Origin of the sequence: Bacillus sp. AK25 (assembly GCF_048270685.1) — a bacterium.
GTDB lineage: Bacteria > Bacillota > Bacilli > Bacillales > Bacillaceae > Bacillus > Bacillus altitudinis.
In genome coordinates this window covers 3,448,671-3,475,078 of the sequence record NZ_JBLUWC010000001.1, presented here as the reverse complement: position 1 = coordinate 3,475,078, position 26,408 = coordinate 3,448,671, and the positions used below count along the sequence as shown (strand labels likewise).

Sequence of the window (26,408 nt, the reverse complement as noted above, 5' to 3'; positions counted from 1 at the left end):
TGTAGACAGGGTGAGTGATGTTTATAACTGAAAATAGTTAGCAAATAGCGTTTAGTTCTAAAGGTTTATTCTAGATACTTTTTTAGGTCTAAAATACTGGTTGTTTTTAACTATTATATTTCCAGTTATTTCACTCGTCAAGAAGAATTTTTCTGGGGTTGTCTCTATTAGTACGATTAAGTGTCATAAAAGTTTCAGAAAATTGTAAACTTTTATTAAAAAACCGTTCCCGAACAGGAACGGTTGTAAACATGTTTATGCTTTTTCTTCAAATAAACGTGCAATTTCCACGATCACTTCTGACGCTTTCAGCATGTTCTCTACAGAGATGAATTCATATTTACCGTGGAAGTTTTCCCCGCCAGTAAAGATGTTTGGCGTTGGAAGTCCTTTATATGAAAGCTGTGAGCCATCTGTACCGCCGCGGATTGGTTCAATGACAGGTGTCACTGAGCGGTTTTCCATGGCTTCATGAGCGATGTCTACGATATGTTTGACTGGCTCAATTTTTTCTCTCATATTGTAGTATTGATCCTGAATGCTAAGGGTGATGCTGTTTTCGCCATATACCGCTTTTAAGTCGTTTGCGATTTTTTCAAACAGTGCTTTGCGCTTGTTGAATTTCTCTTTATCAAAATCACGAATAATATATTGCAGCTCTGCTTCTTCTACTTCTCCTACAAATCTTGTGAGGTGGAAAAAGCCTTCGTATCCTTCTGTGTATTCTGGAGATTCATCTGAAGGAAGTTTGTTGTGAAAGAGCATGCCGATCTTTGCAGCACTGACCATTTTGTCTTTTGCTGTCCCTGGATGGACGTTGTTTCCTTTAATTGATACTTTTGCACCTGCGGCGTTGAAGCTTTCATATTGAAGCTCTCCTAGCGGACCGCCGTCTATCGTATAAGCATAAGAAGCGCCAAAGGCATCAACATCGAATTTGTGAGGTCCTCTGCCGATCTCTTCATCTGGTGTGAAGGCGACACGAATTTTTCCGTGCTTGATTTCTGGATGCTCAATTAGGTAATGCATGGCGGTCATAATTTCTGCGATACCAGCTTTGTTATCTGCACCAAGCAGGGTCGTGCCATCAGTCGTGATGAGCGTATGTCCTTGGTATTTTTGTAAATTTGGAAACTGTGCTGGAGATAATACGATATGTAGATCTTCGTTTAACGTGATGTCCCCGCCTTGATAGTTCTCATGAATTTGCGGTTTCACGTTCTTGCCAGTGAAGTCAGTGGCTGTGTCGATATGAGCCAGGAAGCCAATGGTTGGCACTTCTTTGTCTGTGTTAGATGGGATCGTGCCCATGACATAACCGTTTTCATCCATTGTCACTTCTTGAATGCCGATGGATTTCATCTCTTCAACTAGCTGCCTTGCTAAGTTCAGCTGTCCTTCAGTGGATGGGCAGCTCTCTATGTCTGCATCAGACTGTGTATCCACTTTTACATAACTTGTGAATCGCTGGATCATTTCCTCTTTCATCAATACGTCACTCCTTTTGTAGAATATGTTCATTTTATCATGTCTTGAATGCGCTTCATAACAAGAAAGGCTTTCTCTGACAATTAGAGAGGAAAAAGACCTACTTTTATTTTGCGATGTGCTGAATGGTTCTTTAGGGTGATTTTTTTGGGTGTCTTTTTATTTATAATGAGGACATATAAAATCATCCATTTGTACGTTAATTTGGGAGAAAGGGGTGCGAAAGTTGGATTCTAGTCAAACACTTGCACTCGCTCAAAAGTTCCAAGAAGCTGCTGATGGCATTCGGCAGTCGAAGCAGCTGCTTGAGAATCGGCTGAAGGCAGTTGGATCAGGCTGGCAAGGGGAAGCAAGAGATAAATTTGATCAAAGCTTTGAGGAAACAGTGGCACGCTATGATCAATTTGAAAAGGACTTGCTTGAAACAAGTCAGGAACTGCGGGATGCTGCTGTCAAAATCGAGGAACGTAAAGCTGAAATCGCCAGAATGGAAGAGCTTGAGCGAAAAAGGCGAGAAGAACGGAGAGAAAGAAACCGAGAAGGGAGATGATGTGATGGCGCGTGACATTGTAGTAGATCCAGATCAGCTGACAGGGCTGGCGAATGATTTTGTAGGAGAGCTTTCGGCCATCGAAACAAAGCACCACGATTTACATAGTGAACTGGATGGCCTCATCCTAGGCTGTGATCCCCGTTATCGAAGCTGTTTTTCTGGAGTAGGAGATGCGTGGGGTTCTGGACAAGCCTTAATGAGCAAATTGAGCAGTGACGACATTGCCATTCGTCATGCAACGGATAAAATGGTCGAAGCTGATGATATTTTAAGGAAAATGTACAGTTTGTATGATCAATATGGTACACTCACGAGCCTAGCTGGTATTGTGATGATGCAGGCAAAATACTATGGGCTTGGCATGACGACTTTTATTAAAGAAAATGGCCGATATGCTGCGCAGCATTCAAAGCTCCTTCTTGATGTGACCGGACGGGTAGAAGGTACGAGATTTGACCGGTTGGCAAGGATTTGGCTGAGCAAAAAAGAATTATTAAAACGATCGAATTGGTCGATGGCTGACCTTGTCCATAAGAAATTTACAAAATTTTATCCTAGTGATACAGTTGCGTTCACGAACAGTGTACGTGATTTCACAAAAGGGAGTATCAATTGGAAGGACACAGCTGGCATCAAGTCTGTTCTGAAAAATGGTGCAAGGTTTGCGAAAGGAAATGCCATCATTGCAACGGTCGTCACGGGTGCAACAGAAACGGTAGGCTGCGGTCTGAAAATTGCGGAGAACTATGCGGAATTTGGGGATCAGCCAGAAGTTCTCAAGCGTGAAAATGCAAAGGCTGTTGGAAATGCAGTGAATAATACGGTCTTTATTGCAGGCGGATCTGTTGCAGGTGCCGTTGTGGGCGGCGCTCTTGGAAGCTTTGCAGGACCGATTGGAACAGTCGTTGGCGGTGCGATAGGATCAGCAGTAGGTGGCTTTATTGGTGAAAAAGTCGCCAAGCTTACTTCTGGTTTTGCAGAACAGGTCGCAGTGAAATTAAAAGACCCAATTCATGCGGTTGTCGATAAAGGAAAAAAAGCATTTGAATTGGCAGGTCAAGGTGTTAAAGCAGTCAATGACACCATTGATCAAGCAAATCAGGTGATACATAAAGGAATAGAAAAAACAAAAGAAACCGCAGATTCGCTGTTGAAAGGTGCAGGTGATTTCTTGAAGGGCGCATTTTCTTTTGGATAAGGAGAGATCAAGTTGGATCAGCTAAGTCTAAGTATCGAGGAACTCATCTTTAGTTTTTACAGTGAAGGCTATTTTGAGCAAGGGATGTCTTTAAAGGAAGCCTATTATCCAGATGTAGAGGATGAACGTCTTGGATTTTTATTTGAAATTGCATGTCGCTCTTTGCTGGCAAAAGACGTGCTGGAATTCCGAAATAGACAATACCGTTATAAAGAAAAATACCGGCATTTCATTCAAGCCATGAACGATGCATCACATACCGTGAAAGCTTCAAGGTTTGGTGCATTAGATGAAGAGGTCAGTACGTCCTTTCATACGACTCAGGCAGGTGTGTATTCACACCATACGCTTTTTGATCAACAAGTGCATCAGATTCACAAACTAAAAGACGATCAGCAGACTGTGGAGAAAGTGACAACCTTTTTGAACATACACATGAGTGAACACCTTACACCAGTCATCAATTTGCAGGCGGAAGAATTTGAACTGCTGTTAGAACAAGCCAGTCAAGGGAATGATGATTGCCCTTCTTTTCTAAATAAAGCAGAGAACCAAGAGCTTGTGCGGGCATTTGTTTCTGATGTAAGGGTCAGAAAAGGAAAAATGGATTCTTTGATGAAGGTCACTTATGATAAAAATAATACGCCGGATGTAGAGTCTATGATATTTGTTATTCCGGGGCAGAAGCATTCTTGGCTAGTGTCGGGCATGAAGGAAAATGAATTTCGGATAGAAACGGCTCATAGAGACGGATTACGTTCTATATTCTAATGGAGAAAAGGAGAATGACGCTTGAATCCAAGTGAAGTAATAGAAGTGAGGAGCAGACCCTTTCTAAGAGTATGGGCATTCTTAGCAACGGGCGGATTTGGCATCATCGGTATTTGGTTATTTGCGGAAGCTCTTACATTTGAATCGAATTATACGTTGTTTTTATTTTTAGGCGGATTATTAGGCATTGTCTATGGGTGGATCTCTTTTTTGATGATTCTTCCGGCTTTTACGAAGAGGGGAAATGTGATTTTTCGCATTCAGCGAGGAGAGAATGGCGCTGTTTTATACCGTCAACAAAAAATCCCTTTTCAAGACATTCAATCTATTGATATGCGCAGGCATCGTTACAGTATCAGGGGATTTCTGTTCATGGATGTGCTCATTCGGAAAATGGATGGGAAATTGATCAAGATTCCGGCGTACAGTGTTTTAGATGAAGAAGTATTTGAGCAAACGGTGAAACAAGACATTTATCCATATTTACATGAGACCGCCCAAGAGAAATGGAAACAGCAGCATGGTCATGGTGAAAAGCAGAATCAATAGATGTTTTCGCCATCATTCCATGAGGTGAGACGCCACTTTTTTTAAGAAATCGTGTATGATGTCAGTAAAGACTGAACAATCAAGAGGTGATGAGAGATGGACAAAGAAATGGTAATTGACCTCGTCACAGAACAAATGGCACGAATTCGAAAAGAAAAAGACTATACACAGGACCGCATGGCTGAGGTGCTTGGGCTATCCAAACGGCATTTGCAGCAGGTAGAAAAGAATCGTCTTCGCCTCAACTGGACGCAATCTGCGGCCGTATGTGCATTATTCAGGGATAGTGACATTTTAAAAGGGACACTTGGGGATGATCCGCTTGAGATTTTGGAAGTCGTCGCACACGATGAATTGCATTTATCTGTTGAACGTACGATTGGCGGAAAGGTTTGGTGGCGGACGTCTGTGAAAAAAGGTACGTTTCGTCTTCAGCAGAATGTACTAAGCCAGCATTACCGCATCTTAGATGATGAGAATTATCGCTATTATAGTTCCTTTAATAAAGAAGAAGCGAAGCGGCGGTTAGAGGAATTAAGTGAGCTGTCGTAAGCAGAAAAAGAGAGGTACCTCTATGACAGGGACCTCTCTTTTTTGTGTTGTTTATACTTTCAGAGTGTTTTTCGCCCGAATAAAGGCAACAAGCTGTTTGATTTCTTCATCTGTTAGTGGAACGCCGTCTACATGGATAGTTCCTTCTTTTGCTTCCGTCAGCTCAATTTTGATATCAGAGATTTTGCGTTGTATCTCTGGCTCGTCCGTTCTACCAAGTAAAAAATCAATGGACGTATCATACAAATCAGCCAGCAGTTTCACTGCTTCAAGCGAAGGTCGTCGGTACCCAGATTCGTAACCGGCATAGGTGCTTTTGGCGATACCTAGGCGATCTGCCGTATGCTGGAGAGACCATTTTTTCTTTTTTCTAAGGGTGGTTAAACGATCGAGTATCATACATGAACGCTCCTTTATATACAACAACAGTATATCATATTTTGACAAAGAGTGTACGCGTTATGCGTAATAATTTCTTGATTAATTCGCGTTATGTGACTATAATGGCAATGAAGGTACGCGTAAAGCGTATATTATAGAATAGCACAAGCTGGCTTATAATATGTGTGACAAACGAAGTAATTTTACTGAAAGAGGTGGACCTGTTGAAGAAATTATTGCTTTTAACCACTGGTGGGACGATTGCATCTGTAGAAAGTGAAAATGGTTTAGCTCCAGGTGTTAAAGCTGAGGACCTTTTAAGCTATTTAAACGAAATTAATGCAGACTACACAATGGACACAAAGTCCCTAATGAGTATAGATAGTACCAATATGCAGCCTGAATACTGGGTTGATATCGCAACAGCCATTTATGAAAATTATGATCAATATGACGGATTTGTCGTCACGCATGGTACGGACACAATGGCCTATACATCAGCAGCACTATCGTATATGCTGCAAAATCCTGATAAGCCAATTGTCATTACAGGATCACAAATCCCGATTACGTTTAAGAAAACAGATGCAAAGAAAAACATTACAGATGCGATTCGTTTTGCATGTGACGGTGTTGGCGGCGTATACGTCGTGTTTGATGGCAGAGTCATTCAAGGAACTCGCGCAATCAAACTAAGAACGAAAAGCTACGATGCATTTGAAAGTATTAACTACCCATATATTGCATCGATTGAAAATCATCAAATTGAATACAATAGCAAAGTAAAAAGATCATCAATGAAACCGCTTAAATTAGATGCATCCTTGAACACAGACGTTTGTTTATTAAAATTGCATCCAGGACTGAAGCCTGAGTTTTTAGATTCAATCAAAGGTTTGTACAAAGGAGTCGTCATTGAAAGCTACGGCAGCGGCGGAATTCCTTTCGAAGGAAGAAACCTTTTAGAAAAAATCAACGAATTGCTGGAAGAAGGCATTTCTGTTGTGATCACCACTCAGTGTCTCGAAGAAGGAGAAGACATGAGTGTGTATGAAGTAGGACGTAAAATCAATCAAGAACTGGTTGCTCGTTCAAGAAACATGAACACAGAAGCCATCGTGCCTAAGCTCATGTGGGCATTAGGTAAAACAACAGATCCACGAGAAGTGAAAAAGATTATGGAAACGCCAATCGCAGAAGATTTAGTGATTTAACTATTCTATAGAAAGCAGGTCATACGAGATGGTTCAAGCAACTTATCGTTACGAGAAGGATTTTCTAGGTGAAAAAGAAATTCCCGCCGACGTGTATTATGGTGTTCAAACGCTTCGTGCAAAAGAGAATTTCCCGATTACAGGATATCGCATGCATGAAGAACTCATTCGAGCATTTGCCATTGTCAAAAAAGCAGCAGCTCAAGCCAACATGGAAGTCGGACGTTTATATGAAGGAATTGGAAATGCGATCGTTCAAGCTTCAGATGAAGTGATTGAAGGCAAACTCCATGAATATTTCATCGTAGACCCGATTCAAGGCGGCGCAGGAACGTCTATGAATATGAATGCCAATGAGGTCATTGGAAACAGAGCCCTCGAGATCATGGGACATCAAAAGGGAGAATACATTCATTTAAGTCCAAACACACATGTGAACATGTCACAATCGACAAATGATTCGTTCCCAACGGCGATCCATATTGCAGTGCTCAAGCAGTTAGACATTTTACTTGAGACGATGCAGGCCATGCATGACGTATTTCAAAAGAAAGCAAAAGAATTCGATCATGTGATCAAAATGGGGCGTACTCATTTACAAGACGCTGTTCCGATCCGTTTAGGACAAGAGTTTGAAGCATATAGCCGTGTGCTCAGCCGTGATATTAAACGAATCAACCAATCAAAACAGCATTTATATGAAGTGAATATGGGTGCGACAGCTGTTGGGACAGGCCTCAATGCAGATCCTCGCTACATCGAAATCGTAGTGAAAAAGCTTGCTGATATTTCTGGACTGCCATTAGTAGGCGCAGAGCACCTCGTAGATGCGACGCAAAATACAGATGCATACACAGAAGTATCTGCTGCCTTAAAAGTATGCATGATGAACATGTCTAAAATTGCGAATGACCTTCGCTTAATGGCATCTGGCCCACGTGCAGGTCTTGCTGAGATTGCATTGCCAGCCCGCCAGCCGGGATCATCCATTATGCCTGGGAAAGTCAATCCAGTCATGGCAGAGCTCATTAACCAAATCGCATTCCAGGTCATTGGGAACGACCACACGATCTGTCTTGCTTCTGAAGCAGGCCAACTTGAGTTAAATGTGATGGAGCCTGTTCTGGTCTTTAACTTGCTTCAATCTATTAGTATAATGAATAACGGATTCCGCTCATTCACAGATCACTGTTTAGCGGACATCGAAGCAAATGAAAAACGTTTGAAAGAATATGTCGAAAAAAGTGCAGGTGTCATTACTGCGGTAAACCCTCACTTAGGCTATGAAGCCGCGGCTAGAATCGCAAGGGAAGCCATTTTAACAGGACAATCGATCAGAGATCTTTGCCTGCAAAATGATGTGTTAACAGAAGAAGAACTTGATATTATTTTGAATCCTTACGAGATGACAAAGCCTGGTATTGCGGGTGCAGAGCTCCTAGAGCGATAATAATATCAAAAATTTTATTTTATTAATATGTGGAATTGCCTGTGAAATAGAGAAAAACAGGCAATTCACTTTCTTTCGAATTGGCACACTTTTTTCACAATATTTTGAAAACGCTTAACGCACGCACAAAGGGAGGAAACAAAATGAAAACACCACGTCTACCGTCTATTTTAGAAGTCGTGTCTGTACTTGGCTTATTTTTAGCAATTGTTTTATCATTCACTCTTTACTTCAAATTAGATATTCAGCTAGCATTGTTCATCTCATGGTTTATGGTTATTGCATTAGGTATTCGATTAGGGCATTCCTATAAGGATCTCCAAAATGCGATCACAAAAGGGATATCGAATGGGTTAGAAGCCATTTTGATCTTAATTGCAGTAGGTGCACTTGTTGGAACATGGATTGCAGGTGGGGTTGTTCCTACGCTCATCTACTATGGTCTAGAATTCATTCACCCTAACATTTTCTTATTAGCTACACTGGTCATCTGTGCAATCATGTCCATTGCAACAGGAACTTCTTGGGGTACAGTTGGAACGGCAGGGATTGCGATGATCGCAATTGGTGAAGGTCTTGGGATTCCACTTCCGATTGTAGCAGGGGCCGTCTTATCCGGTGCTTATTTTGGAGATAAATTATCCCCATTATCAGATAGTACAGTGCTCGCTTCCTCTCTTTCAAAAGTGGACGTGCTGGCTCATGTTCGAGCAATGATGGTTTTATCCATACCAGCCTTTGTGATTACAGCGATTATGTTTACGGTTACAGGCTTTATGTATGGCGGACGCAACATTGATCAAGGTAAAGTAGAGTTTTTGAAAAATGCTCTCCATGATACATTCACAATTAACATTTGGATGGTCATCCCAGCAGTGGTGGTTGTATTACTGCTCGTATTTAAGAAACCTTCAATGCCAGTTATTGCGATTGGTGCACTTTTAGGAGCCATTTGGGCAATGGCTTTCCAAGGAATGAATCCAGCAGATGCGATTGGTTCAGCATACAATGGCTTCTCTATTAATTCAGATGTAGATTTCTTAAATACGCTGTTAAATCGTGGCGGTATTGTGAATATGCTTGGATCTCTAGTGGTCATTATTCTCGGACTTGGTTTTGGTGGCGTACTTGAATATCTTGGCATCTTAAAAGTAATTGTCTCTACTTTCGAGAAGAAATTATATAATGCAGGAAATGTAACCCTATCTACACTTGTTGTTGCATTCTTCGCGAATATCTTCGGCTGTGCGATGTACGTCTCATTAATTCTCACACCGAAAATTATGGAAAAAAGCTATGATAAATTGAAAATAGACAGACGCGTTCTATCTAGAAACGCTGAAGTCGGTGGAACTATGACGTCTGGTATGGTTCCATGGTCAGATAACGGAATTTACATGGCAGGGATTCTAGGCGTCTCGACATTCTCTTATTTACCATTTATGTGGCTGAGCTTTGTTGCCATTGGTCTTGCCATCATCTACGGATATACAGGGAAATTCATTTGGTACGTGAAAAATCAACAAGACTCAGAAGAATCGGCATCATAAGCCACTGCAAAAGCCGCCCCTCCCCCGGGCGGCTTTTGTTTGTCCTAGGACCGTAAGACTATGTGTGTTTCCAGAAGGGTGGTTGTGTATTTTGACCCCCTATAAAAGAGGGCTTAAGGTGTGGTGTGAAGCAGATTGAAAGCATATTTATACCATAAAAAGGGCACAAATCCCTATTCAAACATGAGTCTTTGAACCTTATAATAACAATATTGGAAAAAGTGCGATTCATCATTACGCTCGTTTAGAGGACTCTAAGCAGCGTTTTTATTTTTGACAGGAGGAGGAACCCATATGAGCTTATCGGATATGCTGTCTGCCCTTAACGGTGGCATTTCAAATAAAAAGGCAGAGATCGAAGAGAAAATTGCTCGACTCAAAAAGGCAAAAAGTAAGATTGAACGTGAACAAGATGCCGCAGAAACAGACCTAAAACAAATCAAGCAGCCAAAGCTTGGGGCCTCTTGGAAAGGTGAGCGGAGCCAAGATTTTAAATCAGAGCGAAATGAAGCGCATGATGCGCTGCAAACGATCGTAAGCGATAAATACCCACGCTACGTGAGCCGAATCGAATTCAAAATCAGTACACTAGAAGCAGAGCAGGCTGCCTTATCCTTTGCCAGCTCTTTAGCTGGAGATGCCGCACGTTTGGCTGAAAAAGGAGAAGACGCAGTAGAAGACGCAAAACGCTTGATCTCAAAAGCATGGAGCAGCTTGTAAGCGAGCTTCTTGCTGAACAAATCTGGAGGATATCATAATGGGACAAATTAAGTTAAACTACCAAACAGTGATGGATAAACTAGATGAAGTCTCCCAAGCAGTTGAAGCTTTAACAATGAAAAAAGCAGCAGATAAAGCTGGTGAAAACAGCCTTGAATTTGTAACCAAATGGACGGCACGTGAAGCAGAGGTGGGCGAAATGGTCTCAAGCTTTAAAGAAGCCTTGATCAAAAACGTTCAGGATACACGCTCAAATGTGAAGACGCTAAAAGAACAGGATGAAGCGATTGCGGCAAAATCATAAGCCCCAATCGTTTTATTGATAGCGTAGCTGAGTGCGATGTAAAATATAGTCGTAAAGACTCATATATAATTCGGGATTTATGACCTTATATTATTCCGTTTTTCTTCCAAACACCATGTTAAAAGGACACCTTTTCCCTATTTAAGCCTAAGGCTTTTCACCTTATACTATACTTAATGAAAGCGAACGATAGAAATGTCAGGACTGGAAAAAGCAGATGATCTGCTCGGTTTCAAAAACGCTGACGCCGTGCTTTCTTATGAGGTCTAATAGAGGTGGATGACATGAGTTTATCCGAGATGCTGCACCATCTGCATATGGGGATTGAAAACAAACGTGCAGAATTTGACGAAATGATCTCTCGGTTAAAGACAGCCAAAAGTAATATTCGAACAGAACAAGATCTTGCGCAGTCTGACATAAAGGAAATCAAGAAGCCTGCTCTAGATTCGTCATGGAAAGGTGAGAGAGGAACGGACTTTCACCGTCATCGGAAAGAAGCCTATCACGTGCTGCACGACATTGTGAACAATGAGTATGAAACCTATATTACGGAGATAGACCAAAAAATTATGCACTTTGAGTTAAAAAAAATGGAACTCGCTGTCGCTAGTAATTTTGCAGGAAGAGCCCAAGATGTGATGGAAAAGGGCGAGGATTTTGCAAAGGATGTCAAACATTTAATTGAACGGGGCTGGAAAGCTCTTTAATAAAATAAACGAAACAGCCGGCTGAACAAGCGGCTGTTTTTTTTGGTTTAGTCACATCCGCCGCTACCACCTGAATCACCACCGCAGGAGGCATCAGAAGCGTGATGTGTATACGAATCAGTATAGTTACTGGTTGTTGAACTGTGATGTGCAGAATGCTTAGAAGATGATCGCTTATCTTTTGGTGTAAACATGTGGGCGGCAATGGCGCCTAAAGAAGCTAGTATGATGATGATAACAAACATGATGTATCCCTCCTCTTGTTTCATATTCATACGTTTGAGCCATAACAAAGTTCCCGGTCGGAAAGAAAAACTGGGCAAAGAGTTCTATTTTCGTTTATGATGATAGGCAAAAGTAATTGACCAAGGGAGGGGAGTCTATGTTATCTCTACGTCAGGAGGAGCTGACAGGTGAAGAAATTGCCCAGTCACATCACGAACAGAATACATATGAAAGCGCTTAAACTAATATTAGAAGCACATGGGGCAACACTCCATATGAAACGTGGAGCAGGGTATATATTGACTGTCGAAGAGTAACACCTTCTTAAAATAGATGATTTCAGCTATTAACCAATTTCTGTTATAATCATTCGATAGATAAAGAGAAAGCAGGATTGGTGAATGAAAAAAACATGTATGTGGCTTGCAGTTGGTCTAGTCATGCTGCTCATTTCGGGCTGTATGGGTACGAAACAGCAAACAGAAGGAAACCAGCAAGCCATCAAAGAGGTAAAGGGTCAAGTACAAACGAAAGAAACAACCGAAACGCACCAAATTGAAGCGGCAGAGATAGACAAACAAAACTGGATTCAGCAAAAGGAACCCGTTGCACTTCCAATCTTGATGTATCACAGCATTTCTAGTGGTAATTCTTTACGTGTGCCAAAAAGCGAATTTGCGGCTCATATGAAGTGGCTGAAAGACAACGGCTATGTCACGCTGTCGCCGAAAGAGGCATATCAAGTTCTCTCGACCAATTCGACACCAAGTGAAAAGTATGTTCTTATCACATTTGACGATGGATATATGGATAACTACACAAAGGCATTTCCGATTTTAAAGGAATATGGAATGAAAGCCACGATTTTTATGATCGAGCAGTCCATCGGCCGCCCGCATCATTTAACCGATGCCCAAATGGATGATATGGTGGCGCATGGTATTTCAATAGAGAGTCACACCATTCATCATTTAGAGCTCAATCGTTTATCACAGAAGCAGCAGGAAGAAGAATTAAAAGGATCGAAGGTATTCTTTGACCAGCGGTTTTCTCAACAAACTGTCATGGTCAGCTATCCGGTCGGTCGCTATAACGAAGACACACTGAAGCTGACGAAGGAAGCAGGATATGAAATGGCTGTGACCACTGAACCAGGACATGCGAAAAAGGAACAAGGCATGATGTCCTTACACCGCCTGCGCATTTCACCGGGACTTTCACCCGAAAGCTTTGGCAGGCTGATAGAGGGAAATTGATCAATATTAGATCACAGATGTTTCACATGAAACATTTTACGACACGTTTCGTGGATTAAATACGATTTGTTTGAGATAAATGTATGCAGAAAGAATCAGTTTTTTATATACTGATTCTTTTTTATTTAACTTAATAAGGTCTTACAATTGCCAATAGAAAGTAGGAGGGCTTAGAAGAAAAGTACAGGTTATTATACTTGAAAGTTATTTTGAGTGTTGTTCAGTATATTTGATTCATTGCATAACAAAAAGGTGTATAATTTATTTGAAATAATGAAAATTCTGCATTTGAAATGAATAAGTAAGATTAAAAAATAAGCTTAACTATGGTAACAAATTGTTACTTATGGTAACATATTGTTGCACAAGTTTTTTGTTCAACTCGGACTAAGTTGAACTAGTTTTCAAACTGAAGCACGAGAGCTTCAAGGTGAATTTCTTGAACGTTCACCATACAACTGAAAAGAAATTTAATTTGGGCACTCGGCTGACTACCGTGTGCTTTTTCTATGTATAAATTTAAAATGTGAGGAATACACTGAAAATATATGAAAAAATAAAGCAGCCCTCCAAAAAACAGAAACGAGATAGAACCAGCATTACCTTGACTAGGGGTAATGAAGGTGCCGCTTTATTTTTCATTATCATCTTAAGGGTTCATTCAGAACGTTCTCTTATCTAAAATCCATATGATGAACTGGACTAGAGTTCGGATTGAATTTAAGATAAGGAACCAAAGCTTGTACTTACAGGTACAAGCTTTTTTCTTTTTGTTTTTGCGTCTCTCAACGCGTGAACGCACAAGTTTTGTTCTCAAACTGACCCCTCCTTTCTAGGCATAAAAACACCTTTAGTATGGAAGGGGGGAGGACTATCGTTTGCAACACGTTTCTATGTATATTTTACCATCTTTCCTATTTAATGACGAATAGCACCTTGTTGTTTCCTCTCTGTTTTTCTTTGCGTTTCATTCATAAAACTCCATATGTGTTTTCTCTAGTTTGTAATAATCCAATCGATCTTTCAAGGTTCCTGTATGAAATTCAAATTTATGTCCATCAGGGTCTGTGAAATAAATCGACTTCTGATCTCTTTCGTCTCTTGGCCGGCTTGGTAAGATGTTGACGTTCAAATCTTTTAGTTTGTTATACGTTGGATCTACATCCTCCTCATCAATAGAAAAAGCGATGTGTGTGTAAGAGTGATGGATGTCTTGACGAGGAATGTCTTTTTCTACATTGAGGGCAAGCCACAGGCCGTTCAAATCAAAGTAAGCTGTCGTTCTGCCCTTTGTTAACAATTTGGCATTAAAGACCTTTGTGTAAAAATCAATAGATGTCTCTAAATCAGAAACAGAAAATAATAAATGGTTTATTCCTTTGATGTTCAATTTAATCACCTCAAATTCAATGATGAGAAAAAAGCTTGCAGACTCAATCTACAAGCTTTGTTGTTTATTGATAAACAGGATAACCCGTTATCTTTATATCTTTTCCGAGTGGTTCAAGAGAGAGTTGATCCAGTTCAATTGCATCACTCATGAGGCGTATGCCTTCGCCTCCGAAAAAAGAAGGAGAGAGTCGTCCGCCAATGAGCTTGGGCGCCATGTAGATGACGAGTTTATCGACAAGCTGCTGTTCTAAAAATGAGGCATTGACTTGCCCGCCGCCCTCAATCATTAGGGAGGAGATATTTCTTTCTCCAAGCACTTGAAGTACTTCTTGTAAGGGCACTCGGATATCGCTATCCGTCATGATGACGCTGACGCCAGCTGCTTCTAAAGCAGCTCGTTTTTCTTCATCGGCTTGTTTTGTTGTAAAGATCCATGTTGGTGCCATCTGATCTGTGACCACCTTTGCTGTCAGCGGGATAGACAGCTTAGAGTCTAAGACAATTCGAATTGGATGATGACCGTTTGGAATCCGTGCTGTTAATGAAGGATCGTCGTGAATGACGGTTTGCGCACCGACCAAGATCGCATCGTTGATACTGCGAATGTGGTGCGCATCATAACGGGACGTTTCTGATGTAATCCACTTGCTGTCAGACGTAGCAGATGCAATTTTTCCGTCTAACGTAATGCCTGCTTTGAGTGTCACGAAAGGCGTTTTTTTCGTAATAAAGTGGTTGAACACTTCATTCATGAGAATGGATTCCTGCTCCATGACGCCTGTGATGACTTGAATACCTGCATCTTGTAAAATGGCAATCCCGCGCCCGGCAACAAGCGGGTTCGGATCCAGTGCAGCAACGACAACTTTTTCTACGCCAGCTTTCACAAGTGCTTCAGCGCATGGGCCTGTGCGGCCATGGTGGGAACAAGGCTCTAGTGTCACATAGATCGTGGCACCTTTTGCCTTGTCTCCAGCCATTTTGAGCGCATGGATTTCTGCATGTGGTTCGCCGGCCTTCATATGCGCCCCGACCCCAACAATTTCATTTTCTCGCACAATCACAGCCCCGACGAGTGGATTGGGAGATGTCTGACCTTTCATTGCTTCGGCATTTTCAAGGGCTAGTTTCATATATCGCTCATGATGTGGCAATCGTACGCACCTCTTGATCCGCCTTCATATGACCTGAGCGGTTAATTTTTGTCTGCAAGTATTTCTCATTGAACTCAGAGACATCACCCCAAAGTGGAATCCGTCCAGAAAGAGAAAGGCCTGCATGACTGATAGCATCCGTCTTTTTCGGATTATTGGTGATAAGTCTGACTGGCTTTGTACGCAATGTTTGAAGAACAGCAATCGCTTCTTCATATTGACGTGTATCATCTTCAAAGCCTAGTGCTTCGTTCGCTTCTACTGTATCGTAGCCGTTTTCTTGCAAGATGTAGGCCATGGCTTTACTGAAAAGACCGATCCCGCGTCCTTCATGGTTGGCTAAATAAAACAGTGCGCCAGCTCCATTGTCCTCAATCATCCGCATAGACTGTTTCAATTGGAACCCGCAATCGCAGCGTTTGCTTCCGAAAATATCGCCGGTGTGGCAGATGGAATGCATGCGGATCAGCGCTTCATCAGCATGTTCGAAATCTCCGTAAACAAGGACACTTGATTGCTGGTGATCTGCAAGCTCACGGGAGGAAAGGCTTTCGATTAAAGCTTCATCTGATAATGGTTCTTTCCCATCGTCTTTTAACCATGAATACCAGTTAAACATGACCGTTCTACCGTCTAAATTCACTGGCAGTTTAATAGGTCCAGTGATATATATAAATCCGTCTTCTTGCTGTACTCGTTTGATTTTATCTTTTAAAATGGCTGTTTTAACCTCTGTGTGTTTGTCCATATTCTGCACCTTCTTTTTTGTCTGTTTCTTCAATCTGTAAACGAACGAGAACGCCAAATGGATCAACAAATTCGTTACTTTTTCCTGTCGTGTTCATGTGAGCGCCTGCTTTTGTCAGACGTTCGACGACGGATGTTCTATCGTCTTCTTTTGGGAAAACCAGTGTATAGCTTCTAATTCCTGAAAAACGTGGATCAATGGCTCCTTTTCTCCCGCGTCCCCATGCATTAAAGGCAAGGTGGTGATGATAGACGCCACCAGCAACGAATAAGCTGGCTGGGGGAGCCATTCGGATATGAAAACCGAGCGTGTTCACATAAAAGGAATCGGCTTCTTCTGGGTTGAGATGGAAATGCAAGTGTCCCATGACTGTACCAGCCGGGAGTCCTTCCCAGGTGGAATCAGCGGCTTCTTGCAGGAGACCATCTCCATCAAGCGGAGCATTTCCGCCACCTTTCAGCTCTCCATGCTCACCTAACCATATGTCCTGAGGACGATCAGCATAAATCTCAACGCCGATGCCATCTGGATCACTTAAATAAATGGCTTCACTGAAAAAGTGATCGCTTGCTCCAATTAAAGGATAGCCTTTTTTGATCACATGCGCCAGCCATGTGCCCAGGTTTTTTCTGGTAGGTAATAAAACCGCAAAATGATAAAGTCCTGGCTCATGATCCGGCTTCTCTTTCAGCTGCACATCTTCTTTCAGCACAAGGATTGGTTCCTTTGCGTTGCTGCCAAGCGTGACAGTAGAATCCGTCTGTTCTAATAAAGTAAAACCTAAAATGTCTGTATAAAAAGGCAAAGAACGCTCAAAGCTGGACACATGTAATTCTGTTACACCTAATCTTACCTGCTCTATTGTATTCAAAGCTCGGTCATCTCCTTCATGTTATATGCATCTGTATGTTCAATGGTTTATTGAAAATTGATAAAATAATTACCTTGTTACTTTTAGTAACTAAACTATATAATAGTTAGTGACTTATTTCAAGTAATTAATTATGTTATAATGAAAAAAAGTAGAGAAAAGCAGGAGGGAGTAAAGTATGGCTCAAGTAGATGGCTGCCCAATTACAGATGCCATGGAGATTTTAGGGAAGAAGTGGGTGATTCTCATCATCAATCAGCTTTTGACAGGGCCAAAGCGTTTTTGTCAGCTAGAAAATGAAATGAACATCAGCGGACGGTTATTATCAGAAAGGCTGAAAGATTTAGAAGCTGAAGGCCTTGTTGAGAAAAAAGTATATCCCGACATTCCAGTGCGGATTGAATATGAACTAACAGAACAAGGAAAGAAAATTGAACCAGTCATACGGGAAATGTATGCTTGGTCTTTAGAGCGCAAAAATAGTGAAAAGGGTGAACATGTCCCTTCTTAATCGATTTCGATCAGTGTCCCTGATCGATTTTTTTTGTGATTTTCCAGAAATCTAAGTCAATAGTATGAAAAATGATGTTGACAATAAATTCATTCATCATATAATATCAAGGAGAAGAGGGTTCTTTTCCCTGTAATGGAATGGGGAGGTTATGCCATGGTATCATGAATGGGACATATTACCTAAACCGTGTATCACTACATCATGTAGCAGCAGACATCTTTGACTTGTCGAAAGCAAAGATTTATTTTTTAAACTCAATTGATAATGATTATCATAATCATTTATGAGTGTGATTCATACGCTGATAAAGGTTATTTTTTTTATTATCTATTGAGAATAATTATCAATATCAATTAGGAGGATATATATGAAATCACTTCGTTCAGCATCACACGTCTTATTATTCTTTAGCTTTGTTCTATTGTTTGCTCTAGCCCCGGTTAGCTCTGCCTCAGCAACAGGCTTAGCAGATGGTCAATATTCAGCACAATATGTGGTATGGAAAGCAGACAGTGATTCAACGTCAACAGCAAATACGTATTTTGAAAAACCAGCTAAGCTTGTTGTGAAGGACGGAAAAATCAAAGCGCAAGTCACGTTAACGAACAGCTCTTGGATTACAAGCTTTAAAACATTGGATCAAGGTGTCTACAAAGATGCGAAGGTGATCAGTACAAACACAGCTGCCAATAAGAGAACGGTAGAGTTCAATGTCAACAGCCTGACAGATGTTGTACCAGCTAAAGTGAGTGTGACTGTGCCGGTCATTGGATATACAGGCAATTACGATATTCGCGTCAAGTTTGATGCAGCAACTGTTCAATAAAAAGGGAGGAAATTCATCTGATGAAAAAATGGATCAGGATGCCAGCCTTCATGGCTGCATTGTTGCTGGCACTTATACTGCCTTTTTCAAATGCACAGGCTGCCTCATTAAATGATGGTACATACTCCGTCAATTACACTGTGATGAAGGCCGAAGGGACTGCCGTTTCGATGGCAAATGATTACTGGCTAAAGCCGGCAAAAGTGATCGTGAAAAATGGCAAGCTGACTGTGCAAATGACCATTAAAAACAGCAGCTGGGTAACGGAATTTAAAGTGCCGGGAAATGGTGGCTATGTCGATACGACGGTTCTATCAACGAATAAGAAAGCCAATACAAGGCTTGTTCAATTCCAAGCACAGAGTTTGTCTAAACCAATCAAGTCAAAAATCCATGTCACAGTCAAATCGGCTGATTATGATCACGACTATACCATCCAGCTGAAATTCGATGAGAGCAGCATCAAGTCACTTTCTTCTGACAGTTCAAAAGAAACAGCAGGTGCAGCAAAACATCAAGAAACATCAAAAAAAACAACTGATTCATCCACCAAAACAAAACAAGAAGAAAATCCTCAAACTGGTGATACAAGCCAAATGGGATGGCTCCTTGTGCTTGTCTTATGTTCAGGCGGGTTTTTAGCGAGAAAGTGGATCATCAAGCATTAACGGAAGGAAGTGTCATCTTTTGAAACGTCTTTTTCATCTACAGACAGCTATTCTGCTCGTTTTATTCAGTTTGTTGACTGCGTTTCAGCTGCCTCAAGGAACGGCTCAGGCGGCATCATTGGTTGATGGTGAATATACGGCCGGATTCACCATTTTAAAAAATGGCAGCACTGAAGCATCCATGATGGATACGTATACAGAAAAGCCAGCTAAGCTCGTCATCGAAAATGGCAAGACGACTGCCTATCTTACGCTGAAGCAAAGCAAAGAAATCACAGATTTCAAGGTCGAACAAAATGGCTCTCTCGTCACCACTGAAACCGTCAGTGAAGATGAGACAGCGAATACGCGTGTGATCAAATTTGAAGTAGCCGATGTATCAGCCAAATTAAATGGCTGGGTCAAAATTTACTGGGACTTAGGCGGCTTTATTTATGATGAGGCGTATGACGTACAGCTCGCTTTCGACGAGAGCAGTCTCACACTTGTCACGCCTGCGAAGCCAGACGATAGTGAAACAACACCTGATGATCAAAACGGTACGACGCCAGGCGACAGCGAAACGACACCAGATGATCAAAATGGTACGACGCCAGGCGACAGCGAAACAAAGCCGGATGATCAAAGCGGCACGACGCCAGGCGACAGCGAAACAAAGCCAGATGATCAAAACGGCACAACACCAGTTGATTCGACGCAGAACCAATTAAAAGATGGTGTGTATCGTATCAACTACAGTGTGCTGAAGGGCGATGAGGATGAGGTATCTCGGATGAGCCAATACTTCTCACATCCAGCATCGTTAACCGTTAAAAATGGAACGCAAACCGTTTCCTTTACGGTGAAGGATCATACGTCAGTTGATTCTTTGAAAATAGAGAAAAACGGTTCTTATCAAGAAGTGAAAAACGTGAGCACAGATCAAGCAAAGAACACAAGAGTGGTTTCATTTGAAGTGTCTGATCTGAAAAAAGCAGTTAACGGAAAAGTACACATTGTGGTAGCAGCCGCTCACTATGATCAAACGTACGATATTCGTTTTCAATTTGATTCAAAAAGTATCGTTCCACTGAAGGACGGTCAAATAGAGGAAGAAACCCCGGCTACACCAGAAACACCAAAACCAAATAAACCAGCACCAGACACAACGAACGGCGGAACGAATCAAGAGACAGTTCAGCTAAAAGACGGGGTGTACAAGCTTCCTTTTTCAATGAAGAAAGCAGACAAAGATGAGCTTTCTCGCATGAACGATTACGTCGTGAGCCCTGCGACATTGGTGGTGAAAAATGGCCGCCATTTCGTTTCATACACTGTCAAGAACAGCTCAGCCATCACGTCGTTCCAAGTAGGAACCGGCGGTAAATTTGAAGAGACGCTAGTTGCAAAGGCTGATCAAAAAGCAGATACACGAGTGATTCAATATGAAGCAAAAAGTTTGAGTAGTGATCAGGCAGCACGCGTGAAAATTGACATTCCAGCTGCCAATTATCATGAGCAGTACGATGTCAAACTTGTCTATGATACGAAAGGCATCGCAAGTGGTGAAGGAAGCGGAATTGCGACGGTGATCGGAGACGATGAGAGCATCGGCTTTGTGAAAAATCCGAATGATCACGATTCTCAACCAAACCAGCTTGCGAATCTCGCCCCTGAGGAAACGGGTGCAGAGCAGATGACCTTTACGCCATCAGATGACCAAACCAAGTCTGAGACAGGTCAGCTGAACCCAAAAACAGGAGATACTTCACTTCTTTGGGTGTACATTCTTTTATTCGGCGGATCACTATTCGTGCTCGTCAGAAAGTATCAAACTCGTACAAGATAAAGAATCTATGTTAAGTGAGGTGCGCCATTCATCTCGGCGCATCCACTTCCTTTTTTTCGAAAGGAGGCTTCTGTTTTTTGAAGCATCGAATGTTATGTACCCTGATCACGGCTCTATGTGTGTGCGTCTTCTTAGCAGGCTGCTCACAATCAGCTGAAAGCTCAGCGAAAGGCAAAAAAAGCGCAGCATCAAGTGCCCGCATTGTGGCAACGACTGTAGCTGTTGCTGAGATCATGGATGCGCTAGAGGTGGATCTTGTCGGGGTGCCAACAAGTCAAAAATCCTTGCCGGCTCGATACAAAGGACTCCCAGAAGTCGGTAACCCAATGAGCCCGGATATGGAAATCATCCAATCACTTCAACCGACAGATGTCCTGTCTGTCACGACCCTTCAATATGATTTAGAAACGCCTTTTCAACAAGCTTCTGTCCCTGCGACATACCTCAACCTTGAGAGCCTGGACAAGATGGAGAACGCCATCACAAAGCTTGGAGAAAAATATGATAGAAAGACACAAGCGAAACGCATTGTGGATGATTTTGAACAAAAAAAGAAAGACATACAAGAGAGAACGAAGGGAAAGACGAAGCCATCCGTTCTCATTTTGCTTGGTGTACCAGGCAGTTATTTAGTGGCAACAGAGAATTCCTATATCGGTGATCTTGTGCGTATTGCAGGAGGAAAGAACATCGTAAAAGGTGAGAAAATGGAGTATTTGGCATCCAATACGGAGTATTTACAAAAAGCCAATCCAGATATCATTCTCCGAGCTGCACATGGGATGCCGGATGAAGTCGTCAAAATGTTTGATCAAGAATTTAAAACAAATGATATTTGGAAACATTTCCATGCGGTCAAACAAGACCGGGTGTACGACCTCGAAGAAAGCTTATTCGGGACAACAGGCAACTTAAAGGCAGCAGAGGCATTAGATGAATTGACTCGTATGTTGTATCCGTCATAAGCGGCGAATCTTAATGATAAAAGGACGTTCAAGATGAAAAAAACAGGGATTTTATTTCTGATAGTCAGTCTCTTACTAGCCGGCGTATTTATTTATTCCGCCATTACGGGGAGCATTCATGTTACACCGATTGAATTATTGGAAGGGCTTATGACCGGTCAACATGCACAGGTAGAAATCATTAAAGATTTAAGAATCCCCCGCATGCTCATTGCGATGTTTACAGGGGCGGCTTTATCTGTCTCCGGTGTCCTCTTGCAGTCTGTGATGAGAAATCCATTAGCAGATGCCGGTGTTATTGGTATTTCATCGGGAGCTAGCTTCTTTTCTTTAATGGCAATTACAGCGCTTCCTCAATTTTATTTCTACTCTCCTTTATTTTCAGTTTTAGGCGGGGCAATTGCCTGCTTCCTCGTATACGTGTTGTCTTGGAAAGGCGGCTTAAGCCCGATTCGAATGATTCTGGTGGGGATCGCCATCAATGCCATGTTTACAGGGATGGCAGAAGCGTTTGTGACCATTTGCAGCTATTTCAATATCACCATTAATCAGTCGGGGCAGTCGAATCTGACGATGAAAACGTGGGGAGATGTCCGTTTAATCGGTGTCTATGGCCTCATTGGGCTTGTGGTTGCGCTTTTCTTTAGCAGATGGTGTAACTTGCTTGCCCTTCAGGATAAGACGGCGAAAAACTTAGGATTGCGTGTGACCAGAATGCGCCTTTTGATTTCAATCACGGCGGTGTTATTAGCAGCGGTGACTGCTGCGGTAGCGGGCGTGATTGCCTTTGTCGGTTTGCTCATTCCCCATATCTCTAGAAGGCTCGTCGGTTCGGACCATCGGGTACTGATTCCATTTTCTGCGTTAAGCGGGGCCTTGCTCATTTTGACGGCTGATACGCTCGGCAGAACGCTAGTGGCACCAAATGAAATCCCTGCTTCTACAATCATGGCTGTCATTGGCGGGCCGTTTCTGATCTTTTTATTAAGAAGGGGGGATCGTCTGCATGGACATTCGTGAGGTGTCGTTTTCCTATGATCGACAGAGGGACATTGTTCAATCGGTCACCACGAAGATCGAAAAAGGAAAAATTACGACCATAATCGGTCCAAATGGCTCGGGCAAATCCACGCTGCTTTCTTTGATGGCACATAACCATTGTCCACATAAAGGACAGATTCATTTAGATGGACAAGAGCTGAATGCGTTCAAGCCAAGGGAACTCGCGAGAAAGCTGGCAGTCGTACATCAGCAAAATGAAGCGCCGCTCGATTTAACGATCGAACGAGTCGTGGCATTTGGGAGAACGCCGTACCAAACGATGCGCAGCAGTGACAAGGAAGAAGATGAGAAAGCAATCGAGTGGGCGCTGTCCTGTACCAAGCTGACGGATAAGCGAAAGGTGCCACTCGCCTCATTGTCAGGCGGAGAACGGCAGCGTGTATGGATTGCGATGGCTTTAGCGCAAAAAACACCGATGCTTTTCTTAGATGAACCGACGACTTATTTGGATATGTATTATCAATTTGACATTCTTGAGCTCATTCGAGAGCTCAATGTCGAGCATGGATTAACCATCGTGATGGTCCTGCATGATATGAATCAGGCGATTCGCTATAGTGATGTCATCATCGCCATGAAAGATGGGCAAATCATCCGCGAAGGACGGCCAAATGAGGTGTTAACAGAAGAGATGGTGCGGCACATTTATCATGTGTCCGTCACGATTAAGCAAGATGCAGAAACAGGGATGTATATCGTGCCTGTAGGTATATAAGTTGTGCAAAAAGCAGGTGAGACAGTGTGAAACGAGGGAAACGGATCGGGCAACGAATGCTGACGATCGTCTGTTTAGGTGTTTTTCTATATAGCGGTACTGCCATTGGCTTGGAGCTCTTTGGCTATTATCAAAATCGTCAGGTGCTTGCAAAGGCTCAGACACTGTACACACACGAGGATGGAATGAAACAGCGAAAACCTGGAGAAATTCGTCAGTCATTTGATGATTTGCGAAAGGTGAATGAAGACATTGTCGGTTGGATTGATATGAAGGACACGATGATTCAGTATCCAATTGTTCAGTCAAACGATAATGCATTCTATTTAACTCGTAATTATGTAAAGGATGACACACGGGCAGGCAGTATCTTTATGGATTATCGTAATGACGTCTTGCATGAAAGTCCCAATACAGTGGTGTACGGTCATCGGATGAGGGATGGGTCTATGTTTGCTGGTCTCACAAACTATTTAAAAAAAGATTTCTTCCAAGATCATCGCACATTTCAGTACGATACGCTGTACCAAAGCTATGAAGCAGAGATTTTTGCTGTGTATGAAACGACAGTCGACTTTGATTATATTCAGACTGATTTTCAGGATCTTGGTGAATATGCGCACTACTTGCAAGCTGTGCGTAAGAAGTCCATCTATCAAACGAAAACAGACGTATCCACAGATGACTTGATTCTCACATTATCGACCTGTGATCATGTGCTGGCACCTAAAAACAAGCGTCTCGTGGTACAGGCGAAGCTAAAGAAAGTTTACTAGAAAAGGAGAGACAGACGGTTGAAATGTTTACATGTGATTTGGGCAGGACTCGTCGTCGTGCTTCTCCTCGGCGGATGCAGCCAGGCGGTGCCTGTCGAGAATGGGAGCGGGCAAGGTGCGCTCAACATTCAGGATTTTGCCGGCAGAACATTATCGTTTCATGAATCACCTGAACGGATCGTCTCGTTGTCAACTGGCGACATGAGCATCATTTATGCCTTAGGTGGCCAGGTTGTCGGTCGGCCAACTGCCGAATTGCCAGACAATCTACAAAAGGCAAAGTCCGTACAATCAATTGGCACAACCCATCAATTTGATGTCGAGCTGATCACGAGTTTAAAGCCCGATGTGGTGCTTGGGAATGAATCATTAAACAGCAAGGATATCTCTACTATAGAAGGAATTGGTTCACAGCTTCTTTTGACAAGTGCCAACTCAGTGAAGGATATCCAGCGTCAAGTTACTTTATTTGGTGATTTACTTGGAAAGCAGCAAAAGGCCAAAGCGCTCAATGCTCAAATCGATCAGCGGATTAAGCAAGTGAAGCAGCCTGAGAAAAAAGTAAAGACACTCGTTGTATATGGTGCGCCCGGCACATATATGGCGGCACTTCCACAATCTTTAAGTGGTGATCTGCTGCGGATCGCTGGTGGGGCGAATATTGCTGAAAATGAACCAGCACTCGAAAAGTTTCCGCAATATGCACAAATCAATGCAGAAAAGGTCATCGAGGCCGATCCAGATCTCATCTTGCTGATGACCCACAGCAATCCTGAAGATGTCAAAGCAGGCTTTATGAGTGAAATGAAGCAAAATGCGGCGTGGCACGATGTATCAGCTGTCAAAAATGGACACGTTGAGATTCTGCCAAGTGACCTATTTGGGACAAATCCAGGCGCAGAAGTCATCAGAGCGATCGATCAATTAGAGAAGAAATTGAAGCGATTGTCATCATGAAGATGAATGCAGAACTAGATTTTCAAAAAAGGCAGTCAAGACGAAAATGGCTGTTACCAGGATTGTTCCTCTCTTTATGTGTGGGCGTCTGTCTAGGACTTGCGGTAGGTTCCGTCCAATTATCGCTGCCGGATGTAATGGCTGTCTTCACGGGATCAGGTCTGCCTGTTCATGAAAAAATTGTCATGGATTTACGGCTGCCGCGCGTGCTCATTGGTTTTCTCGTTGGGGCCTGTCTCGCAGCATCAGGGGCGATTTTACAAGGAGTTGTCCGAAATCCACTTGCTGACCCTGGGATCATTGGTGTGACTGCGGGCGGCGGGTTAGCTGCTGTCCTCAGCATGATTGTTCTTCCGCAATTCACGTATTTGCTTCCGGCAGCCGCTTTTCTGGGCGCCTTATTAGCAGCTCTTGTCGTGTATATGCTGTCATTTGATCAAGGGGTTTCACCGCTTAAATTGATCTTGGCAGGTGTTGCCGTCAATGCCTTGCTTGGTGCGGTGATGAATGGGTTTATGGTGCTTTACAGTGAGCGTGTGCAGGCTGTTTTGCCTTTTCTATCAGGGGGATTAAACGGGCGGAGCTGGCATCATCTTAGCTTTGTGTCGCCATATGCGCTGGCTGGATTATGTCTTTGCTTTTTCGCCATCAAGCCGTCCAATCTCCTTTTACTTGGCGATGAATCGGCTCAGCTATTGGGCCTTCGAGTAGAGCGGACTCGATTTTTTCTCATTGCGCTGGCCGCTCTTTTAGCTGGAGCGGCTGTCAGTGTCAGCGGTTTAATCGGATTTGTCGGGCTTGTTGTGCCTCATTTTATCCGTCTTTTAATCGGAGATGATTACCGGTATTTGCTGCCGATTTCAATGCTTGGAGGGGGCGTGCTTGTGGTCTTTGCCGATACAGCAGCACGGGTCTGGTTTACACCGGTTGAATTGCCTGTAGGGATTTTACTTGCTTGCATTGGTGCACCTTTCTTCCTCTATTTATTAAAAAAGAAAGGGAGGGGTTAAG

Annotated in this window: 30 protein-coding genes; 23 read left to right on the top strand and 7 right to left on the bottom strand. The window is 42.6% G+C overall.

Going from position 1 to position 26,408, the window contains the following annotated elements; translation table 11 throughout:
- Positions 1 to 255 precede the first annotated feature (255 nt).
- The gene (pepT, locus tag ACNO7B_RS18015; RefSeq protein ID WP_008345662.1) at positions 256 to 1,488 is read right to left on the bottom strand and encodes a peptidase T; all 1,233 of its coding nucleotides are present in this window, start codon (positions 1,486 to 1,488) and stop codon (positions 256 to 258) included.
- Positions 1,489 to 1,714: 226 nt separating this feature from the next.
- On the opposite strand from pepT, the gene ACNO7B_RS18010 reads away from it, so the two are divergent.
- From ACNO7B_RS18010 to ACNO7B_RS17990, 5 genes are all read left to right on the top strand, one after another.
- Positions 1,715 to 2,038: a WXG100 family type VII secretion target gene (locus tag ACNO7B_RS18010; protein WP_017358661.1), complete on the top strand. Its 324-nt coding sequence runs from the start codon at positions 1,715 to 1,717 to the stop codon at positions 2,036 to 2,038.
- 4 nt (positions 2,039 to 2,042) lie between these two features.
- The gene (locus tag ACNO7B_RS18005) at positions 2,043 to 3,239 is read left to right on the top strand and encodes a DUF6861 domain-containing protein (RefSeq protein WP_017358662.1); all 1,197 of its coding nucleotides are present in this window, start codon (positions 2,043 to 2,045) and stop codon (positions 3,237 to 3,239) included.
- Positions 3,240 to 3,251: 12 nt separating this feature from the next.
- The gene (locus ACNO7B_RS18000; RefSeq protein WP_410684200.1) at positions 3,252 to 4,010 is read left to right on the top strand and encodes a hypothetical protein; all 759 of its coding nucleotides are present in this window, start codon (positions 3,252 to 3,254) and stop codon (positions 4,008 to 4,010) included.
- Between the two features lie 21 nt (positions 4,011 to 4,031).
- Positions 4,032 to 4,559 (top strand): YfjD family protein, encoded by a 528-nt coding sequence (locus tag ACNO7B_RS17995; protein WP_417901789.1) that lies wholly within the window; start codon positions 4,032 to 4,034, stop codon positions 4,557 to 4,559.
- A 96-nt stretch (positions 4,560 to 4,655) separates the two neighbouring features.
- Positions 4,656 to 5,111: a helix-turn-helix domain-containing protein gene (locus tag ACNO7B_RS17990; RefSeq protein ID WP_017368337.1), complete on the top strand. Its 456-nt coding sequence runs from the start codon at positions 4,656 to 4,658 to the stop codon at positions 5,109 to 5,111.
- A 51-nt stretch (positions 5,112 to 5,162) separates the two neighbouring features.
- Here the strand turns inward: ACNO7B_RS17990 and ACNO7B_RS17985 are convergent, their stop codons facing one another.
- Positions 5,163 to 5,510, bottom strand: coding sequence for a helix-turn-helix domain-containing protein (locus ACNO7B_RS17985; RefSeq protein ID WP_017368336.1), 348 nt, complete (start codon positions 5,508 to 5,510; stop codon positions 5,163 to 5,165).
- 206 nt (positions 5,511 to 5,716) lie between these two features.
- On the opposite strand from ACNO7B_RS17985, the gene ACNO7B_RS17980 reads away from it, so the two are divergent.
- From ACNO7B_RS17980 to ACNO7B_RS17955, 6 genes are all read left to right on the top strand, one after another.
- Positions 5,717 to 6,706, top strand: coding sequence for an asparaginase (locus tag ACNO7B_RS17980; RefSeq protein ID WP_017358664.1), 990 nt, complete (start codon positions 5,717 to 5,719; stop codon positions 6,704 to 6,706).
- A 28-nt stretch (positions 6,707 to 6,734) separates the two neighbouring features.
- Positions 6,735 to 8,156 (top strand): aspartate ammonia-lyase, encoded by a 1,422-nt coding sequence (gene aspA / locus ACNO7B_RS17975; RefSeq protein ID WP_254506279.1) that lies wholly within the window; start codon positions 6,735 to 6,737, stop codon positions 8,154 to 8,156.
- A gap of 143 nt (positions 8,157 to 8,299) precedes the next feature.
- Positions 8,300 to 9,706, top strand: a complete 1,407-nt coding sequence (gene nhaC / locus ACNO7B_RS17970) for a Na+/H+ antiporter NhaC (protein ID WP_410684204.1) — start codon at positions 8,300 to 8,302, stop codon at positions 9,704 to 9,706.
- Positions 9,707 to 10,000: 294 nt separating this feature from the next.
- A complete protein-coding gene (locus ACNO7B_RS17965) occupies positions 10,001 to 10,426 on the top strand; it encodes a YwqH-like family protein (protein ID WP_017358667.1) in 426 nt (141 codons plus the stop codon).
- A gap of 37 nt (positions 10,427 to 10,463) precedes the next feature.
- Positions 10,464 to 10,730 (top strand): YwqI/YxiC family protein, encoded by a 267-nt coding sequence (locus ACNO7B_RS17960; protein WP_008345634.1) that lies wholly within the window; start codon positions 10,464 to 10,466, stop codon positions 10,728 to 10,730.
- A 284-nt stretch (positions 10,731 to 11,014) separates the two neighbouring features.
- Complete coding sequence (locus tag ACNO7B_RS17955; protein ID WP_007497950.1) at positions 11,015 to 11,440, top strand: YwqH-like family protein; 426 nt, start codon at positions 11,015 to 11,017, stop codon at positions 11,438 to 11,440.
- A gap of 47 nt (positions 11,441 to 11,487) precedes the next feature.
- On the opposite strand, the gene ACNO7B_RS17950 is transcribed toward ACNO7B_RS17955, so the two are convergent.
- Positions 11,488 to 11,685 (bottom strand): hypothetical protein, encoded by a 198-nt coding sequence (locus ACNO7B_RS17950; protein ID WP_039963061.1) that lies wholly within the window; start codon positions 11,683 to 11,685, stop codon positions 11,488 to 11,490.
- Between the two features lie 168 nt (positions 11,686 to 11,853).
- Between ACNO7B_RS17950 and ACNO7B_RS17945 the strand changes: the two genes are divergently transcribed.
- Together ACNO7B_RS17945 and ACNO7B_RS17940 are read left to right on the top strand one after the other, a co-directional pair.
- Positions 11,854 to 11,982, top strand: a complete 129-nt coding sequence (locus ACNO7B_RS17945; protein ID WP_268908469.1) for a hypothetical protein — start codon at positions 11,854 to 11,856, stop codon at positions 11,980 to 11,982.
- 84 nt (positions 11,983 to 12,066) lie between these two features.
- On the top strand, positions 12,067 to 12,921 hold the full coding sequence (locus ACNO7B_RS17940) for a polysaccharide deacetylase family protein (RefSeq protein ID WP_410684206.1): 855 nt from the start codon (positions 12,067 to 12,069) through the stop codon (positions 12,919 to 12,921).
- A 967-nt stretch (positions 12,922 to 13,888) separates the two neighbouring features.
- Here ACNO7B_RS17940 and fosM read toward each other — a convergent pair.
- The 4 genes from fosM to ACNO7B_RS17920 form a co-directional block, all read right to left on the bottom strand.
- On the bottom strand, positions 13,889 to 14,311 hold the full coding sequence (gene fosM / locus ACNO7B_RS17935; protein ID WP_135226467.1) for a FosM family fosfomycin resistance protein: 423 nt from the start codon (positions 14,309 to 14,311) through the stop codon (positions 13,889 to 13,891).
- Positions 14,312 to 14,375: 64 nt separating this feature from the next.
- Positions 14,376 to 15,467, bottom strand: coding sequence for a bifunctional diaminohydroxyphosphoribosylaminopyrimidine deaminase/5-amino-6-(5-phosphoribosylamino)uracil reductase RibD (gene ribD / locus ACNO7B_RS17930; RefSeq protein WP_099496948.1), 1,092 nt, complete (start codon positions 15,465 to 15,467; stop codon positions 14,376 to 14,378).
- On the bottom strand, positions 15,454 to 16,215 hold the full coding sequence (locus tag ACNO7B_RS17925; protein WP_008345606.1) for a GTP cyclohydrolase II: 762 nt from the start codon (positions 16,213 to 16,215) through the stop codon (positions 15,454 to 15,456). The genes ribD and ACNO7B_RS17925 overlap by 14 nt, the downstream gene beginning before the upstream one ends.
- Entirely contained in the window at positions 16,193 to 17,086 is an 894-nt protein-coding gene (locus ACNO7B_RS17920; RefSeq protein ID WP_410684207.1) for a VOC family protein, read from the bottom strand. Before ACNO7B_RS17920 ends, ACNO7B_RS17925 begins: the two co-directional genes overlap by 23 nt.
- Positions 17,087 to 17,264: 178 nt before the next feature.
- Here ACNO7B_RS17920 and ACNO7B_RS17915 point away from each other — a divergent pair, with 178 nt between their 5' ends.
- The 10 genes from ACNO7B_RS17915 (at position 17,265) to ACNO7B_RS17870 (ending at position 26,407) form a co-directional block, all read left to right on the top strand.
- Positions 17,265 to 17,597 carry a winged helix-turn-helix transcriptional regulator gene (locus tag ACNO7B_RS17915; protein WP_007497926.1) on the top strand — a complete coding sequence of 111 codons (333 nt, stop codon included), beginning with the start codon at positions 17,265 to 17,267 and terminating at the stop codon, positions 17,595 to 17,597.
- 370 nt (positions 17,598 to 17,967) lie between these two features.
- A complete protein-coding gene (locus ACNO7B_RS17910) occupies positions 17,968 to 18,426 on the top strand; it encodes an NEAT domain-containing protein (protein ID WP_410684210.1) in 459 nt (152 codons plus the stop codon).
- A 20-nt stretch (positions 18,427 to 18,446) separates the two neighbouring features.
- Positions 18,447 to 19,094, top strand: coding sequence for a heme uptake protein IsdC (gene isdC, locus ACNO7B_RS17905; protein WP_181891635.1), 648 nt, complete (start codon positions 18,447 to 18,449; stop codon positions 19,092 to 19,094).
- A gap of 19 nt (positions 19,095 to 19,113) precedes the next feature.
- Positions 19,114 to 20,922 (top strand): NEAT domain-containing protein, encoded by a 1,809-nt coding sequence (locus ACNO7B_RS17900; protein WP_417901788.1) that lies wholly within the window; start codon positions 19,114 to 19,116, stop codon positions 20,920 to 20,922.
- A 77-nt stretch (positions 20,923 to 20,999) separates the two neighbouring features.
- A complete protein-coding gene (isdE, locus tag ACNO7B_RS17895; protein WP_417901787.1) occupies positions 21,000 to 21,887 on the top strand; it encodes a heme ABC transporter substrate-binding protein IsdE in 888 nt (295 codons plus the stop codon).
- Positions 21,888 to 21,920: 33 nt separating this feature from the next.
- Complete coding sequence (locus tag ACNO7B_RS17890; protein WP_017368325.1) at positions 21,921 to 22,907, top strand: FecCD family ABC transporter permease; 987 nt, start codon at positions 21,921 to 21,923, stop codon at positions 22,905 to 22,907.
- Positions 22,894 to 23,664, top strand: coding sequence for an ABC transporter ATP-binding protein (locus ACNO7B_RS17885; protein ID WP_417901786.1), 771 nt, complete (start codon positions 22,894 to 22,896; stop codon positions 23,662 to 23,664). The genes ACNO7B_RS17890 and ACNO7B_RS17885 overlap by 14 nt, the downstream gene beginning before the upstream one ends.
- Before the next feature lie 26 nt (positions 23,665 to 23,690).
- The gene (gene srtB, locus ACNO7B_RS17880; protein WP_017358682.1) at positions 23,691 to 24,440 is read left to right on the top strand and encodes a class B sortase; all 750 of its coding nucleotides are present in this window, start codon (positions 23,691 to 23,693) and stop codon (positions 24,438 to 24,440) included.
- An 18-nt stretch (positions 24,441 to 24,458) separates the two neighbouring features.
- A complete protein-coding gene (locus ACNO7B_RS17875) occupies positions 24,459 to 25,397 on the top strand; it encodes an ABC transporter substrate-binding protein (protein ID WP_410684216.1) in 939 nt (312 codons plus the stop codon).
- Positions 25,394 to 26,407 (top strand): FecCD family ABC transporter permease, encoded by a 1,014-nt coding sequence (locus tag ACNO7B_RS17870; RefSeq protein ID WP_410684217.1) that lies wholly within the window; start codon positions 25,394 to 25,396, stop codon positions 26,405 to 26,407. Before ACNO7B_RS17875 ends, ACNO7B_RS17870 begins: the two co-directional genes overlap by 4 nt.
- Position 26,408: the final 1 nt, after the last annotated feature.